The sequence below is a fragment of the Lacunisphaera limnophila genome (genome assembly GCF_001746835.1).
GTDB classification, from domain to species: Bacteria; Verrucomicrobiota; Verrucomicrobiia; order Opitutales; family Opitutaceae; genus Lacunisphaera; species Lacunisphaera limnophila.
Genome location: NZ_CP016094.1, coordinates 1,288,477 through 1,303,541 on the forward strand (window position 1 = coordinate 1,288,477; position 15,065 = coordinate 1,303,541).

Annotated in this window: 14 protein-coding genes; 10 read left to right on the plus strand and 4 right to left on the minus strand. The window is 67.5% G+C overall.

Going from position 1 to position 15,065, the window contains the following annotated elements; translation table 11 throughout:
* Positions 1–65 precede the first annotated feature (65 nt).
* The 9 genes from Verru16B_RS05390 (at position 66) to Verru16B_RS05425 (ending at position 9,678) form a co-directional block, all read left to right on the plus strand.
* Complete coding sequence (locus Verru16B_RS05390; protein ID WP_069961330.1) at positions 66–2,921, plus strand: sensor histidine kinase; 2,856 nt, start codon at positions 66–68, stop codon at positions 2,919–2,921.
* Positions 2,922–3,001: 80 nt separating this feature from the next.
* The gene (locus Verru16B_RS05395) at positions 3,002–3,613 is read left to right on the plus strand and encodes a response regulator transcription factor (protein ID WP_069961331.1); all 612 of its coding nucleotides are present in this window, start codon (positions 3,002–3,004) and stop codon (positions 3,611–3,613) included.
* A gap of 142 nt (positions 3,614–3,755) precedes the next feature.
* Positions 3,756–4,550, plus strand: a complete 795-nt coding sequence (locus Verru16B_RS18755) for a PEP-CTERM sorting domain-containing protein (protein WP_069961332.1) — start codon at positions 3,756–3,758, stop codon at positions 4,548–4,550.
* Between the two features lie 107 nt (positions 4,551–4,657).
* Positions 4,658–5,539: a PEP-CTERM sorting domain-containing protein gene (locus tag Verru16B_RS05405; RefSeq protein ID WP_069961333.1), complete on the plus strand. Its 882-nt coding sequence runs from the start codon at positions 4,658–4,660 to the stop codon at positions 5,537–5,539.
* A complete protein-coding gene (locus tag Verru16B_RS18270; RefSeq protein WP_157772241.1) occupies positions 5,536–5,706 on the plus strand; it encodes a hypothetical protein in 171 nt (56 codons plus the stop codon). The genes Verru16B_RS05405 and Verru16B_RS18270 overlap by 4 nt, the downstream gene beginning before the upstream one ends.
* A gap of 267 nt (positions 5,707–5,973) precedes the next feature.
* Positions 5,974–7,335, plus strand: coding sequence for a tRNA (N6-isopentenyl adenosine(37)-C2)-methylthiotransferase MiaB (gene miaB / locus Verru16B_RS05410; protein WP_069961334.1), 1,362 nt, complete (start codon positions 5,974–5,976; stop codon positions 7,333–7,335).
* Between the two features lie 90 nt (positions 7,336–7,425).
* Positions 7,426–7,971, plus strand: a complete 546-nt coding sequence (locus Verru16B_RS05415; protein ID WP_069961335.1) for a hypothetical protein — start codon at positions 7,426–7,428, stop codon at positions 7,969–7,971.
* Between the two features lie 3 nt (positions 7,972–7,974).
* Positions 7,975–8,577, plus strand: coding sequence for a guanylate kinase (locus Verru16B_RS05420; protein WP_069961336.1), 603 nt, complete (start codon positions 7,975–7,977; stop codon positions 8,575–8,577).
* A 39-nt stretch (positions 8,578–8,616) separates the two neighbouring features.
* Positions 8,617–9,678, plus strand: a complete 1,062-nt coding sequence (locus tag Verru16B_RS05425; protein WP_099093261.1) for an MBL fold metallo-hydrolase — start codon at positions 8,617–8,619, stop codon at positions 9,676–9,678.
* Between the two features lie 13 nt (positions 9,679–9,691).
* Here the strand turns inward: Verru16B_RS05425 and Verru16B_RS05430 are convergent, their stop codons facing one another.
* Complete coding sequence (locus Verru16B_RS05430) at positions 9,692–10,477, minus strand: hypothetical protein (RefSeq protein WP_157772243.1); 786 nt, start codon at positions 10,475–10,477, stop codon at positions 9,692–9,694.
* A gap of 190 nt (positions 10,478–10,667) precedes the next feature.
* On the opposite strand from Verru16B_RS05430, the gene Verru16B_RS05435 reads away from it, so the two are divergent.
* Positions 10,668–11,450, plus strand: a complete 783-nt coding sequence (locus tag Verru16B_RS05435) for an outer membrane protein (RefSeq protein WP_083270121.1) — start codon at positions 10,668–10,670, stop codon at positions 11,448–11,450.
* A gap of 38 nt (positions 11,451–11,488) precedes the next feature.
* Here the strand turns inward: Verru16B_RS05435 and Verru16B_RS05440 are convergent, their stop codons facing one another.
* From Verru16B_RS05440 to nadA, 3 genes are all read right to left on the minus strand, one after another.
* Positions 11,489–13,045, minus strand: a complete 1,557-nt coding sequence (locus Verru16B_RS05440; protein ID WP_069961339.1) for an L-aspartate oxidase — start codon at positions 13,043–13,045, stop codon at positions 11,489–11,491.
* A 76-nt stretch (positions 13,046–13,121) separates the two neighbouring features.
* Positions 13,122–13,964: a carboxylating nicotinate-nucleotide diphosphorylase gene (nadC, locus tag Verru16B_RS05445; RefSeq protein ID WP_069961340.1), complete on the minus strand. Its 843-nt coding sequence runs from the start codon at positions 13,962–13,964 to the stop codon at positions 13,122–13,124.
* 39 nt (positions 13,965–14,003) lie between these two features.
* Complete coding sequence (gene nadA, locus Verru16B_RS05450) at positions 14,004–15,062, minus strand: quinolinate synthase NadA (protein WP_069961341.1); 1,059 nt, start codon at positions 15,060–15,062, stop codon at positions 14,004–14,006.
* Positions 15,063–15,065: the final 3 nt, after the last annotated feature.

Consider the following 15,065-nt stretch of genomic DNA (forward strand, 5'->3'; position numbering starts at 1 on the left):
CGCCACCCGGGCTTCGTCCCGGATTGACGCCACGGGGCGGGGCAGGGAGGTTCGAAAGGTCGACCATGCCCCCCGCCGCCGATGCCAGTTCTTTGTCCTTCCTGCTCGGCCACCTGTCCGTGCACCAGGATCTGTTGTGGTTCGGCGTTCTGGTCGTTTGGGGTCTGATCTTTGTCCTGTGGTGGCGGCACCCGCAGCGCGAATCGCTCTGGCTCCTGCTGCCGTGGATCGCCGGGGCCCGCGTGCTCGGTGCCTTGGTGCAGTTCCTGGTTTATAACCCGCCGTTCGATCTCTTCATCGAGCGTCTCGTCCCCGGCACGCATGCCACCTACCTGCCCGCCCTGCTCAACCCCGCGCTGACCGCGGATCTGGCCCTCGCGACCCTCACCTATGGGCTGTTCTTTCTCTGGGGGTGGCAGGATGCGAAAACCGCCGGTGCCCGGCGGTTCCGGCAGTGGGCCGGCGGGGCGCTGTTGGCCGGGGCCGTCATGCTGCACTGGGCCTGGCCGTCCGTCAGCTGCTGGGTGCTCGCGATCGTGCCGGTGCTGCCGGCGTGGCGCCTGATCCAACACCCAGCCGCGCGCGGCTCGTCGCTCGTCACGTTCCTGTTGCCCGGCCTGGTGCCGGCCTTTTCCACGATCGGACCGCTGGCCCTGCACACCGACACCCTGCAGCGCTCGGCCACCGCCACGCCGATGGGGGCCGTCGCCGCGCTGTTCCAGTTGCTGGCGGGCACCCTGCTGTTGATCCACCTGTGGCGGATCCGCCCCCAAGGCCTGACCGCGGTCAACCGGCGGGAGGCACGGGCCATGGCGCGCCCCTTCTGGCAAGCGGCGGTGGCGGTCCTGGTCGTCGGCGTGGGCTTCGCGCTGATGACCGGACAGGACAATCGTTGGGAAGTGATCAACGGCCGGCTGCGGACCACCGTCTACAACGCCAGCGTGCTGGTTCCCGGGGATTTCGCCCCCTTCCGCTCCGGCTCGTTTCAGCTGACGGATCTCCGGCTGGAGCCCGACAGCCGCGGAACGGCCCGCGTGCCGGGACTGGGCGACGCGATCACGCGGGCCTCCCGCGCGCTGGCCGAGCGGATGAGTGCGACGCAGTTTCAGGCCTCCGCCCATTTTCTCGTGCTGCACGACGGTTGGATCGTCGAGGTCGCCAGCACGGTGCCGCGGGCCCGGCCCGATGAAGTGATCCTGCGCGGCCGGGCCGGAACGGCGGACACGGCCGCGTGGCAGGCCGCGGCGGCCCATATGATTTTCTCCCGGATTCCGGAGCAAGGCGCCCCGTATTACTGCCGGGCGCCGGTGACCGGCACGGACGGAAGCCTGCTGGGCTGGCTGGAATACCCACGCGAGGAATTCTACTCCTCGATGGCGCGAAAGTGGCGCACCGGTCCGCTCCTCGTGACCGCGCTCGGCCTGCTGCTCACCGCCGCGCTTTATTTTCAGAAACGCGCCAATCAGGAGCAGGAACGGGCGGTGCATGCCGCCGCCGTGGAAGCGGACGCCAACCGGCTGAAGACGGCGTTCCTCGCCAAGGTCAGTCACGAGCTGCGCACGCCGATCCAAAGTCTCCTGGGTTACGGCGAACTCCTGCGCGGGCGCCTCGGCGACGACCCCCAGGCGTGCGCCTGGCTCGGGGCGTTGCAACAGCACGGCGCGATCATGACGCGCCTCATCAATGACCTGCTCGACCTCAGCGCGGCGGAAAGCGGGTCCTTCCGGCTCACGCCGGCCACCCTCGCCCCCGCGGCGCTGGTGCGGCAGACCGTGGAAGGGTTCGGGCCGCGCGCCGAGGCCAAGGGGCTGCGGCTGACCGTGATCGCGACCGACACCGTGCCGGCCTGGGTGGAAGTCGACGGCGGCCGGCTGTCCCAGGTCGTGCTGAACCTCGTCGGCAACGCCCTCAAGTTCACCGATGCCGGATCCGTGAGTGTCCGCCTGGCCGCCACGCCGGCCGCCGCCGGCCGCGTGCGCCTCCAACTCACGGTGAGCGACACCGGTCCCGGCATCGCCCCCGTCGAGCAGGCCCGGTTGTTCGAACCGTTTTCGCGGCTCGAGCACACCGCCGCGAAGGAAGGCACCGGCCTCGGCCTGGCGCTCTCCGCCGCGCTCTGCCGGGCGATGGGCGGATCGCTGCGCGTCGAGAGCGATGGCCGGCACGGTTCCAACTTCATCGCCGAGTGCGAGGTCCCCGTGGTGGCCGGGCCGGCGGTCACGCCCCTCTTCGCGCCGGAGCCGCGGGTGACGGGGGCGGCCAAGGCGTCGTTGGTCGTGCTGGTGATCGAGGACAACACGCTCCTGCGCGAATTGTTCATCTCCTACCTCGCCGGCGAGGGCTGCGTGTGCACGGCCGCCGGGGGCGGCGCCGCGGCGCTGGCCCGGGTCAAGGCCATCACGCCCGCAGTCATCCTGCTGGATCTCTCCCTGCCGGACACCGACGGCATCGAGCTGATGCCCGCGCTGCGGGCGGCGGCCCCGGGCGTGCGCATCATTGGCGTCAGCGCCCATGCCGATGACGCCAACCGGGACCGCGCGCTGGCCGCCGGCATGGAGGCCTTCTTCGCCAAGCCCGTGCCGCTCGCCACCCTGGGCGCGGCCGTGTTCGCGCGGCCCCGGCCGGCCCCGGCGCCCGCCGAGGGCTACCGCGTGCCCGCCCACCTGCGGCATGTCTTTCAGGAAGAGCTCCCGGGGCTGCGGGATGAACTGGCCGGCGCCGTGGCCACGGGTGATCTGGCACGCGTCCGCCGGCGCGCGCACTACCTGCGCAACAGCGCCCTGGTGGTGGAGGCGCGGGAGTTGTTTGGCGCCTGCACCCACCTAGAGGACGCCGCAGCGCGGGGCCCCGCCGGCGCGGCGACCGAGGCGTGGCCGCGCTGCGCCGCCGCCATCGCCGACCTGCTCGGGCCTGCTTCCTGAAGCTTGAGGGAAATAGTCCGGCCGCGCATTTTTTTCGGCGGCTCCTTGCGCCGCCGGTTTCGTTCCTCCAATACTGGGGCATGGGCCTGAAAGTCATTGTGGTGGATGATCATCCTTTGTTCCGCGCCGGCGTGGTCGCCGCGTTGAAAACCGAGGAAAATCTGGAGGTGTGCGGCGAAGCCGACACCGCCATCGCGGCGCGGGAGCTGGCCACGCGATTGCAACCCGATGCCGCCGTGGTGGACCTGCTGCTGCAGGATGACGACGGCCTGAAGCTTGTGCGCGAGCTGCGGCAGATGGATCCGCGCCTGAAGATCGTGGTGCTGTCCATGCTCGATCCGGGAGTCTATGCCCCGAAGGCGCTGCAGGCCGGCGCCAGTTTCTTTGTCTCCAAGCAGGAAGGCCCGGCCGCCATCATCTCGGCGCTGCGCCGCGCCGTGGCGAACGAACGCGCCAGCACGCCGGCGGGAGCCACGGATCCGCGCCGCGATCTGAGCGAGCGCGAACTGCAGGTGTTTCTCCAGCTCGGGCTGGGCCGCTCGACGCAGGAGATTTCCACGGCTCTCGGCGTCAGCGTGAAGACGATCGAGTCCCATCGCGAGGCGATCAAGGCCAAGCTCGACCTCCCGCACGCGAACGCGCTGGTCGCCCGCGCCGCCCTGTGGACGCGCGAGCAGGGTCTGGCGCGCTGAGTGCGCGGCCTCGCGCGATGGCGTCGCCGCGCTAGGGCCTGATGGCCTTAACGCCGGAAATTTTCAGGAATTTCCCTAGGAACTCTCCGTTGAGTGCGATCGGTGGCGGGTTTGGTTGGGGGTCGTACAACCTCTAACTCACATGAAACTACGTCATCTCCTCACCGTTCTCGCCGGGGCCGCCCTCGCGTCGCTCCCGCTGTCTGCCCAGACCTTCGTCGGTTCCGACAATTTCGACAGCGGCTTCAACGCCAGCCTGTGGGATTTCACCTACCGCCTCAACGCGGCCACCCAAGGCACCCTCTCCTTCACCAACAACCGCCTGGATTTCGAGAAGGCGGCCACGGGCGTGGGCAACCAGTTCCGCCTCTGGGATAGCGACGACACCGGCGTAGCCAATGTCACCGCCACCAGTTTCTCCACGGGCTGGGTGATGAACCTCTCGGCCACCAACACCCTTGGCGGGCTTAGCGGCGCCGAATTCGCGACCGTCGGCATCCAGGTCTTCAACGACAACAATCAGTATTCCGCCTTGATGCTTAGCTCGACCAGCACCGGTTACTATGTGCGGGCCGAGGGCAATGGCTTTGCCGCGGTTAACACCTCCGTCGTCGACAACACCGATGTGCGGCTCCGGCTGACCTGGGATGCCGCGGCCCAAACGCTCTCCGCCGACTACAGCCTGGACGGCAGCTCCTACAATTCGGTGGCCACCTTCCTGCCGGTCAGCCAGTGGGATAACAGCACAAACGGCGTGGCCAATGGTTTCAACTTTGGCGTATTCGGCAACAGCAACACCCCGGGCGCCATTTCCGTCGGCTCAATCTACGCCGACAACTTCGCCGTCTCCGCCATCCCCGAGCCCTCGACCTACGCTGCCCTCGCGGGCCTCGGTGCGCTCGGGCTTGCGCTGTGGCGCCGCCGCGCGCGGGCCTGATGGTTTGTCGGGGGTAAGTTTCAGGAATTTCCCTACGAACTCTCCGTTGAGCGCCAACGGGGAGCGGGCAATCTCGCGGCCGAAAATTCCACCCTGCCCAACCACTCATGAAACTCCGTCTGCTCACCCTCCTGACCGGTTTTCTTCTCGCCGTGCTTCCCCTCTCTGCCCAGGTCTTTCTGGGCTCGGATGATTTTAACGACAACACGCTGACCTTGGACTCCCTGGAGGGCGAGCAGCCCGGCATCTGGAGCTTCTCGATTCCCCGCGGCAGCGGCGCGTGGACCGAGACCAACCAGCGCATGGAGTACACGAACAGCAATGTTAACTTCAACAACACGGCTTTCCTCGCTCGGGTGGATACGCGCGAATCGACCACCGCGGTCGGCGGGGCCGGCCTGAGCGCCGGCAATCCCTTCAACTCAAATTGGACGGCGCAGGTCACGGCCACCAACACCATGACCGCCATCACCGCCGGTTCCACCATGGCCGGCATCGAAACCTTCACCCGCCCGGGCGACGCGGTCGGTTCCAACTCCTACTATGGCATCTACCTCCAGACCGCGCCCGGCGCCACCAACCTGCAGTTCGAGTGGGGCAGTTGGAACGGCTCGGCCTGGGTCCGCACCAGCACGTTCGCGTCCACGGTTGATACCAGCGACGTGCTCCTGCGCATGACCTTCGATGCCACGACCAAGAACCTGTTGCTGGACTACAGCTTCAATGCCGGCGCCACCTTCACAACCGGCGCCACCTTCGATCTCGACGGCGCGGAGGCCGGCCCGGCTGTCCCCTACGGCGGTGGCATGGCGATCGAGCTCGCGGTCACCTCCCGCGCCACCGGCTCGGCCATCACCGCGGGCCAGATCACCTTCGACAACTTTGCCGTCACCGCCATCCCCGAGCCCTCCACCTACGCCGCCTTCGCCGGCCTCGGGGCCCTCGGTCTCGTCCTCTGGCGCCGCCGCCAAGCCAAGTCCTCCTCATGACCCTCGGTCCCGTTGAAATCGCCCTGATCGGCCTCTCGTCCGTCGTCCTCTCCCTGCTCGGCTACTGGGCCTGGATGGGGATCGCCGGCTGGCTGGCCGACCGCCGGTGGCGCAAAAACGGCATCGACCGGCGTTCCGGCCCGCCCGGACGTCGGAACAACGACTGACCCCGGTTAGAGGGAAACTTTTTTCGCCGGGGCCTGTCCGTACCCGCACACCGCCGCCAAGGCGAAGGACGGCCCCCCGTGACTCCGGGCGACCCTCGCCTTGGCGGCCGGTTGTTTTGAGGTGTAACCTCCCGCCGGCTGAGGGTTTGCCTATTCACCAAGGGGGCAGAGGCTGTGCCCCAGTTTCCCTCGTTGACCGGGCGGGTGGGCCCGGTAGTTAGACCCGTCCTATCCGCCTTCGCCCCCTGGCCTTGGCGCGACCAGAGCATGAACCGGGTCTATATCAAAACCTACGGCTGCCAGATGAACGAGCGCGACAGCGAGGCCGTCGCGGCCCTGCTGCGCGCCCGGGGCTACCGCATCGTGCAGGACGAGAACGCCTGCGATGTCATGCTCCTCAACACCTGCAGCGTGCGCGACATGGCGGAGCAAAAGGCCATCGGCAAGGCCGGCTACGCCGCCCAGAAGAAGAAGCGCAACCCGCGCTTCCTCCTGGGCATCCTCGGCTGCATGGCCCAGAACCGCGGCGCCTCCCTCTTGGATGCGCTGCCGGACGTCGACCTCATCGTCGGCACCCAGAAATTTCACCAGGTCCCGGACTACCTCGACAACCTCCGCGCCGCCCAGGCCGCCGGCGCCCCGCTCCCGACCAGCATCGTCGACATCGCCGAGGAGGCCGGTTCCCAAAACACCATCCGCGACCATGTGCTCGAGGACCGGCAGGTCACGGCCTTCGTCTCCATCCAGCAGGGCTGCAACATGGACTGCGCCTTCTGCATCGTCCCGAAGACCCGCGGCGACGAGCGCTCGCGGCCGATGGAAGAGATCGTGCGCGAGTGCGAGGAACTCGCGGAGCGCGGCGTGCGCGAGATCACCCTGCTCGGGCAGATCGTCACCAGCTACGGCCGCCGCGACTACGCCCACACCGACGGGGTCACGCCCTTCGTGCAGCTGCTTGAGCGCGTGAATGCCATCCCCGGCATCAAGCGCATCCGCTTCACCTCGCCGCACCCGCGCGGCTTCAAGGACGACCTCATCCAGGCCTACGGCCGGCTCGAGAAACTTTGCGAATACGTCCACCTGCCCATGCAGTCCGGCAGCGACCGCATCCTGAAGGCCATGAACCGGCCCTACTCGCGCGACCGCTACCGGCAGATCGTGGACGACCTGCGCCGCGTGCGACCCGACATGTATTTCTCGACCGACATCATCGTCGGTTTCCCGGGCGAGACCGACGAGGAGTTCGCCCAGACCCGCGAGCTCTTCGCGGCCTGCAACTACGACATGGCCTACATCTTCAAGTACTCGATCCGGACTGGCACGCCCGCGGCGGACATGGGCGACCAGATCCCCGACGAGGTGAAGGAGGCGCGCAACGCCGAGCTGCTGGCGATCCTCCAGGCCAACTCCAACCGCCGCAACGCCACCCTGCTCGGGACCACCCAGGAGGTGCTCGTCGAGGGCCCCGACAAGAAGGGCCTGGGCTTCATGGGCCGCACCCGGGGCAACCGCATCGTGCACTTCGCCGCGAGCGACCGCCTCATCGGCGAGCTGGTCCCCGTGAAGATCGACCGCGTCTCAACGGCCGTGCTCTACGGCCAGCTGGAGCTGGCGGGAGTTAAGGTTTGAACCACGGAGACACAGAGGCCACAGAGATGTTTTCCCGATGCCCTTTTCCTTCCTCCGTGTTCTCCGTGCCTCTGTGGTTCCCTTAAGCGCATGAGCCTTTTCCTCGCCACCCTCCTTCCCGGCCTGTTGCTCGCCGCCCTCGGCGGCCTGCTGTGCTGGAACGGCGCGCCGGTCGCGAACGGCGCCCGGGCCCTGCCGCGCTCCCGCCCGGCGGCGTGGGTGCTCTTCGGCGGAGCCACCCTGTGGTTCATCTGGCGGCTGTCGCACATCGGCGAGGCTGACCTGATCTTCTTCCAGACCCCGACGCCCGTGATGCTCGGCTTTGGCGCCCTGGCGGTGCTGGCCTTCATCTACACCCCTGACTTTCTCGCCGTGCGCGGCCTCAGCGTGTTGGCCTTGCTCGGTGCCGAACCGGTGCTGCGCGCCGCCTACATGGAATGGAGCCACCCGCAGCGCCTGCTGATGGTCACCGCGGTGTACATCGCCTTGAGCGCCGCGCTGTACCTCGCGGCCTATCCGTTTCGCCTGCGCGATTTGTTTGAGTGGCTGTTCCGCACGCCGGGCCGGCCGCGCCTGATTGGCGCGATTGTGCTCGGTTACGGTCTCGCCACCTCGGCCGCCGCCTTCACCTACTGACCGATGGCCGTCGTCCCGCATGGCTTGATCATCCTCGCCGGCCCGGCCGGCGTGGGCAAAAGCACGCTCTGCGACCGCCTGGTCGCCGAGGCGCCGCAATTCGAGCGCGTGGTCACGGCCACCACCCGCCCCCCGCGACCCAACGAGGTCAACGGCCGGGACTACCATTTTCTCAGCGAGGCGGAATTCGACCTCCGCCAGCAGGCCGGCGAATTCCTCGAATGGGCCTGCGTCCACCGCAAGTACCGCTACGGCACGCTCAAGTCCGCGGTGCTCGGCCGCCTGCCGGAGACCAACCTGGTGATGAACATCGACGTGCAGGGCGTGCGTAGCATCCGCGCCGCGGCGGCGCAGATCCCGCTGCTCCAGCGCTGCCTCGTCACTATCTTCATCGCGCCCGACTCCCTCGATGTGCTCCGCGAACGCCTCGAGGGCCGCGGGCCGCTGCCGGCCGAGGAGCTGGCCCGCCGCATGCAGAGCGCCGAGCTCGAGCTGGCCGACCGCTTTAGTTACGACTACATCATCCACAGCTCCACGAAGGAGCAGGACTTCCGCGCGCTGCTCGACTACTGGGCGCAGGCCCAGGCCCGGCTGGGTGGGACGTAGCCCGCTTGCGCGGCCGACCCTTTCGGACATGGTGCCGCCATGCCTTTTTCCCGCCGCCGCTTCCTCCGCCTGCTGCCCGCCGGCCTGGCCGTGCTGGGGACCGGAAAAACCGCCCGGGCCGCCGAACCCATGAATCCTCCCTATCCGCGCAGCGATCACTTCGACGGCGAACGGTTCTTCAATCCCTCCGGGAAAAACCCGCTGGGGTTTCGCGACCTGATGAAGTGGCAATTCAGCCGGGCCCAAGGCGTCTGGCCCACCTGGGTGGAAAACACCGCCCAGCCCGCGCTCCCCGCCACCCTCGGTCCGCGCGAGTGTGCCGTGACCTTCGTCGGCCATGCCTCCTTCCTGATCCAGTTCGACGGGTTGAACATTCTCACCGACCCGATCTGGTCCGACCGCTGCAGTCCCGTGTCCTGGGCCGGGCCGAAACGCGTGCGCGCCCCCGGCATCGCCTTCGAGGCCCTGCCGCGCATCGACCTCGTGCTGCTCAGCCACAATCACTACGACCACCTCGACCTGCCCACCCTGCAGCGCCTGCACGCCGCGCACCGGCCGCTGATCGTGACCACGCTCGGCAACAAACCCTTTCTCGCGGATGAGGGCATCGACCACGTCGTCGAGCTCGACTGGTGGCAGGCGCACGAACCGCGACCCGGCGTGCGCGTGACTGCGACCCCCGCCCAGCATTTCGCCGCCCGCGGGCTGGGCGACCGGTTCAAGACCCTGTGGGGTGGCTTCGCGCTCGAGACGCCGGCTGGCAAACTGTGGTTCGCCGGTGACTCGGGTTATTTTGACGGCTTCAAGACCATCGGCGAAAAGCTCGGGCCCTTCGACCTGGCCTTCATTCCCATCGGGGCCTACGAGCCGCGCTGGTTCATGCAGCCGGTGCACTGCACGCCCGCCGAGGCTCTCCAGATCCACCGCGACGTCCGCGCCCGCCGCAGCCTCGCGATGCACTTCGGCTGCTTCCCTCTGGCCGATGACAGCTACGAGCAGCCGGTGACCGATTTCCAGTCCGCCTATGCCTCCTCCGGCCTGAGCCCGGGTGAATTCGCCCTGCCCGAGGTCGGGGAGACGCGCGTGCTGGCGCTGGGCTAGGGCGGCCCGATCGCTATTTCTTCGGCTTGTTGCGGTATTCGGCGCTGCGGCGGAGCTCGTCGCGGACGTCGCTCTCGGTCCACCCGCGCCGGAGCACGACGCTGGTGAATTGACGCAGGCCGCTCGGATCGACCTCGCGACCCAGCACGTCCAGGTAGGCGCGACGCACGATCATCTCGGCGGCCTCGGTCCGGTACACTTTCTCGCCGCGGAGGTGCTCGCGGAGCATCGCCTCGGTCCAGCCTTGGTCAATGAACCGGCTGCGGAAGTCCCGCAGCTCATCGGGACGGGGCTCGCGGCCAAGGTAGTCGTTGAACGTGGCCTTGATAATTTTCTCGGGATCCGGGCGGGGACGGCCGGGGCTCGGATCGCGATCGCGATCGCGCCCACGTGACCGCTCCACGCGCAGGGAGGAGATGCGGTCGTTCCAGGTGAGAGAGACGCTGCCGACCACCGGGCGGCCGGTCAGGTCGCGGGTGTTTTCGGCCACGCGCAAGGCATCGCCGCGAAAACGCCCGTCCGCGTAGGCGATGAGCTCGACGTCGCCTTCGATCCGGATGGAGGAGATCCCGTCGTTCAGCCGGGCGCCGTTCTCGAACGTGACGCCCGACATGTTCTCGATGTCGTCGCCGGGATAAAGCACCAGGGCATCGCCCCGGAAACCCACCTTCTCATAGACGATGACCCGACCGCCGTAGCGGCGATTGCCATCCTCGCGGCCTCCCTGTCTGTCACCGGCGCTGTCCGCCTGGGTCGTGGTGAGCAACGCAAACAGCACAACAAGCAAACGGGTTTTCATGGCCATAAGACGCCAGTCGCGGGTCGAATATTCAAGCTTTCGTCGGCGGGTCGGCCTGCATCCGCCACCCGGGGCCAGGCGTAGATTCCCGCGATAACCGTCACCAAGCGGCATCGGGGCCAGCCGGCCCCGGTCACCCGTGCGGTGTCCCGGATCACCCCTCCCTCCAACCACACCAGAAACAGTCTACATGAAACCTGGATCCATTCCCTCCTTCCTGCGGGGCGTGTTCATCGCCTCTCTGCTCTCCGTGTCCTGTGTCACCCTTCCCGCCGCCTGGAGCCTGTCCCTGAAAGCGGGTATCACCCAGTACACCGGCGGCGATTTCCACCAAGGTCCCGCCTTTGACGGCTCCGTCCTGCTTGGGTTGCCGGCCGGCAGCCTGCCCGTGGATGTGGACGCCAAAAGTTTTGATGATGTGTATGGCAACTTCAACGAGCTGCGTCTCGAGGCCGCCTACGCCGCCAGCGAGAACCTCAGCTACACCATTGGCCTCGGCTGGCTATCGGGCATGGACCAAGTCCTCCGGGTCGGCACGGTCGCCGGCACGCTGCCACTCAATGCCGAGTTCAGCGACTATCAGGATGCCCTGATCTATGGCGGCGTGCGCTACAACTTCCGCCTGAACGAACGCTGGAACCCGTATGTGGGCGCTCAACTGGGCTACAAGCGGGTGGATGCGATCACGGCTTCGTTCTCCGTGCCCAACACACCGTTCAACCAGCCCTATCGGTCGGCCCTCACCGAAGCCAAATTCTACGACGCCAGCAATGTCTGGTCCTACGGCGTCGTGCTAGGGGTCGAATACCAACTGACCGACCGCGCAACCATCGGACTCGAGACGGGCTACCTGGCGCAGAGCTCACTCGACGACAACGACAGTGTCCTGGGTCTGCTCGGCCTGAATGCCCTCAACGACGAGGGCGACCTCAGCTACATGCCCCTGCGGCTCAGCCTGAATTACAGCTTCTGAGGTTTGCCACCGCGGAGCCGGGCCACCGGCTCCGCTTTTTAATCACCGCCCGCGATGTAATGGCAGCCCTTGCTGACCGGGTTGAGCGCCGCGGCGTGCACCACCAGCAGGGCCGTCTGGATGGCGTTGCGCAACTCGATGAGATCGCGGGTGGGGCGGCAGTCGCGGTAGAAAGCCTGGATGTCCTCCCGCAGTTCCAGGAGAATGCGGCGCGCCCGCGCCAGCCGGCGGGGTGAGCGGATGATGCCGGCGTAGTTCCACATCGTCTGCCGGATCTGCTGGAGGTCCTGCCGGATGAGCAGTGGGTCGGCGATCTTCGCGGGGCTGAGCCACTCGCAGGCCGTGGGGGCGGGAAACCTGTCCTTTGCCAGCTCGGCGAGGTCGGCGCGAGCGGCGGCCTTGGCGGCAACCAGGCATTCCAGCAGCGAGGTGCTGGCGAGCCGATTGGCGCCGTGCAGCCCGGTGCAGGCGGTCTCGCCGATGGCGTTGAGGTGGCGGACATTGGTGCGCCCGGCCAGATCGGTGTGCACGCCGCCGCAGGAAAAGTGCGCCGCCGGCACGACGGGGATGGGCTCCAGCGTGATATCCACGCCATGGGCGAGGCAGCGCTCATAGATGGCGGGAAAACGGCTGCGGATGAAATCCGGCTTGAGGGCGGAGAGATCGAGGTACGCGCAGAGCTCGCCGCTCGCGGCGAGGTGATGCTGGACGGCGCGTGAGACGACATCGCGCGGGGCCAGCGAACCGAGCGGATGGACGCCGTCCATGAAGCGGCGGCCGTGACCATCCACCAGCACGGCCCCCTCGCCGCGCAGGGCCTCGGTGATGAGGAAGGGCTGCGCGCCCTTCTTGAAAAAGACCGTGGGGTGAAACTGGACGTATTCGAGGTCGATCAGGCGGGCACCGACGCGGTAGGCCATCGCCACCCCGTGGCCGACGCTGCCGGGCTGGTTGGTGGTGTGCTGGAAGATCCCGCCGAGGCCGCCGGTGGCGAGCACGGTCTTGCGCGCCACGAAGGCCACGACCTCGCCGGTGGCGGTGTCCAGGGCATAGCAGCCGAAACAGGTGAGCGGCTCGTACCGGTCCTGCGGGTTGGTCGAGTTGTGCGAAAGCGTGAGCAGGTCCACCGCGACAAACCCGCTGCGGCGCGTGATCCCCGGGGTCGCGTCGACCTTGGTGGCGATGGCGCTGAGGATGGAATGTCCCGTGGTGTCCTTGGTGTGGATGATCCGCCGTTCGTGGTGGCCGCCCTCGCGGGCCAGCTCGAGTTCGCCGGCGGTGCCGCGATCGAATCCGATATTCAGGTCATCCAGCAGGAGCTCCTTCACGGCGGCAGGACCCTCCTCCGCCAGCTGGTTAATGGCGGCGGGATTGGCCGTGCCGTCACTCGCCTCCATGATGTCCTCGCGGAGGCTGTGTGGGTCGGGGGCGGTATCGTAGATGATGCCGCCCTGGGCCCAGTCACTGTTGGCCTGCAGGGGTTCGGCGAGGGAAAGGAGCTCCACCGTGCGTCCGGCGCGCGCGGCGTGCAGCGCATAGGCCGAGCCGGCGAGACCGGCACCCAGCACGAGGCAGTCGGTGTGGATGGTTTTCATCGGCATGGAATCACGCGGGCACCACGACCGTGGGCTGACCGGTTACCCTTCCCTCTATGCGAGTGGCCTGGTAAATTCACTTTTTTCCTTTCAGTAGATCCAGGCTGAGATCCGCCGACGCCACCGTGTGGGTGAGCGCACCGATGCTGATGAGGTCCACGCCGGGCAGGGCGTAGTCCCGGAGGGTGGCGAAGGTGACGCCGCCGGAAACCTCAACCTGGGCCCGCCCGCCGATGGCGGTGACGGCGGCATCGACCTCGGCGGGGGTCATGTTGTCGAGAAGGATGAAGTCGACGCCGACGCGGCAGGCTTCCTCGACTTCGTCGATCGTCTTGGCCTCGACTTCGATCTTGGCGCCGTGGGCGGCAGCCGCCTGACAGAGTGTGACCGCCTGCGTGAGCGAGCCGGCGGCCGCGATATGGTTGTCCTTGATGAGCACCAGCTCGCCCAGCGAGCTGCGGTGGTTGTGGCAGCCGCCGGTGCGCACCGCGTATTTTTCCAGGGCGCGCCAACCCGGCGTGGTCTTGCGGGTGTCGACGATGCGCACGCCCGTGCCCTGGACGGCCGCGGCGTAGCGGGCGGCCTGGGTGGCGATGCCGCTGAGGCGCTGGAGGAAATTCAGGGCCGTGCGCTCGGCGGTGAGGATCGAGGCGGTGGAGCCTTCAATCGAGAGGACCCGGGCGCCGCGCTTGATCCGCGCCCCATCGCGGGCCAGGGCGCGAATTTTCAGGGAGGGGTCCTGCTTCGCAAAGACCCGGGCTGCAACGTCCAGTCCGCAGATCACCAGCTCCTGCTTGGCATCGATCACGGCCCGGCTGCGGTGCTTGGCCGGAAAAATGGCGCGGCTGGTGATGTCACCGAGTCCGGCGTCTTCTTCCAGGGCGAGGTCGATCAGGAGTTCGGTGCGGGGCGTGAGCATGGGGAAAGTGGGTTGAAGGCCGGCTTGGGGTTGGGGAGATCAGTCCTTCGGGGCGAGCTCGAACATGCGGTCGATGCAGCGGGCGGCGCGGCGGCGGATGTCCTCGTCCAACATGACAATCTGGTCGGGGCGCGGGGCGCGCAGGGCATCGCGCACCTTTTCCAGCGTGTTGAGCTTCATGTAGGGGCAGAGGCGGCAGCCGCCGATGAAATGTTTCTCCGGCGTCTCGACCTGCAGCCGGCCGACGAGGCCGCACTCGGTGAGCATGAGGTAATAGGGCGCGGGGGTGGTCTTGACGTATTTCATCATCGCCCCGGTGCTGCCGACAAAGTCGGCCACGGCGGCGACCGCCGGGGTGCACTCGGGGTGGGCCACGACCTTCAGGCCGGGAAAACGGAGGCGGGCGTCGGCGACGGCGGCGGCATCAAAGACGTCGTGCACGATGCAGGTGCCGTCGGAGGTGATGATCTCCTTGGCCACGCCGCGGCGCTGCAATTCCGTGCGGACGTTCTCGCCCATCAGGCGGTCGGGCACAAAGAGGATGCGAGCCTGCGGCAGACTCGCGATGATATCGTAGACGTTGCCCGAGGTGACACAGACGTCGGACTCCGCCTTCACGTCGGCCGTGGAGTTGATGTAGCAGACCACCGCCGCGTCGGGGTAGGCGGCCTTCAGTTGCCGCAGCTGGTCGCCGGTGAGGGAGTCGGCCAGGGAGCAGCCCGAGCCCCGGTCCGGCACGATCACGGTGGCGTCGGGGGAGAGGATCTTGGCGGTCTCGGCCATGAAGACCACGCCGGCAAAAAGGATGACCTTGGCCTTCGCGTCCCGGGCCATGAGGCTCAGGTAATAGGAGTCGCCCTTGAAGTCGCCCACGCCGTAGACGATCTCGGGCTCGACATAGGAGTGGGTGAGGATGACGGCATCCTTTTCCTTTTTCAGGCGGTTGATCTCCAGGGTGAGGGGGGCGAATTGCCGGCAGGCCTCATAATCCCAGGATTTGCCGGGGGTGCAATCCACGTGCAGCAAGGCCTTGAACAGGCGGTCGGTCTCGGCCGCGAGTTCGGAAACCGTGAAAAGGGGGGTGCCGGCGGAAATCATGGA

What these genes read in the sequence shown, in the direction of transcription:
- Verru16B_RS05390 (WP_069961330.1), top strand. Translation starts at nt 66, where the DNA reads ATGCCCCCCGCCGCCGATGCCAGTTCTTTGTCCTTCCTGCTCGGCCAC.
- Verru16B_RS05395 (WP_069961331.1), top strand. Translation starts at nt 3,002, where the DNA reads ATGGGCCTGAAAGTCATTGTGGTGGATGATCATCCTTTGTTCCGCGCC.
- Verru16B_RS18755 (WP_069961332.1), top strand. Translation starts at nt 3,756, where the DNA reads ATGAAACTACGTCATCTCCTCACCGTTCTCGCCGGGGCCGCCCTCGCG.
- Verru16B_RS05405 (WP_069961333.1), top strand. Translation starts at nt 4,658, where the DNA reads ATGAAACTCCGTCTGCTCACCCTCCTGACCGGTTTTCTTCTCGCCGTG.
- Verru16B_RS18270 (WP_157772241.1), top strand. Translation starts at nt 5,536, where the DNA reads ATGACCCTCGGTCCCGTTGAAATCGCCCTGATCGGCCTCTCGTCCGTC.
- miaB (WP_069961334.1), top strand. Translation starts at nt 5,974, where the DNA reads ATGAACCGGGTCTATATCAAAACCTACGGCTGCCAGATGAACGAGCGC.
- Verru16B_RS05415 (WP_069961335.1), top strand. Translation starts at nt 7,426, where the DNA reads ATGAGCCTTTTCCTCGCCACCCTCCTTCCCGGCCTGTTGCTCGCCGCC.
- Verru16B_RS05420 (WP_069961336.1), top strand. Translation starts at nt 7,975, where the DNA reads ATGGCCGTCGTCCCGCATGGCTTGATCATCCTCGCCGGCCCGGCCGGC.
- Verru16B_RS05425 (WP_099093261.1), top strand. Translation starts at nt 8,617, where the DNA reads ATGCCTTTTTCCCGCCGCCGCTTCCTCCGCCTGCTGCCCGCCGGCCTG.
- Verru16B_RS05430 (WP_157772243.1), bottom strand. Translation starts at nt 10,477, where the DNA reads ATGAAAACCCGTTTGCTTGTTGTGCTGTTTGCGTTGCTCACCACGACC.
- Verru16B_RS05435 (WP_083270121.1), top strand. Translation starts at nt 10,668, where the DNA reads ATGAAACCTGGATCCATTCCCTCCTTCCTGCGGGGCGTGTTCATCGCC.
- Verru16B_RS05440 (WP_069961339.1), bottom strand. Translation starts at nt 13,045, where the DNA reads ATGAAAACCATCCACACCGACTGCCTCGTGCTGGGTGCCGGTCTCGCC.
- nadC (WP_069961340.1), bottom strand. Translation starts at nt 13,964, where the DNA reads ATGCTCACGCCCCGCACCGAACTCCTGATCGACCTCGCCCTGGAAGAA.
- nadA (WP_069961341.1), bottom strand. Translation starts at nt 15,062, where the DNA reads ATGATTTCCGCCGGCACCCCCCTTTTCACGGTTTCCGAACTCGCGGCC.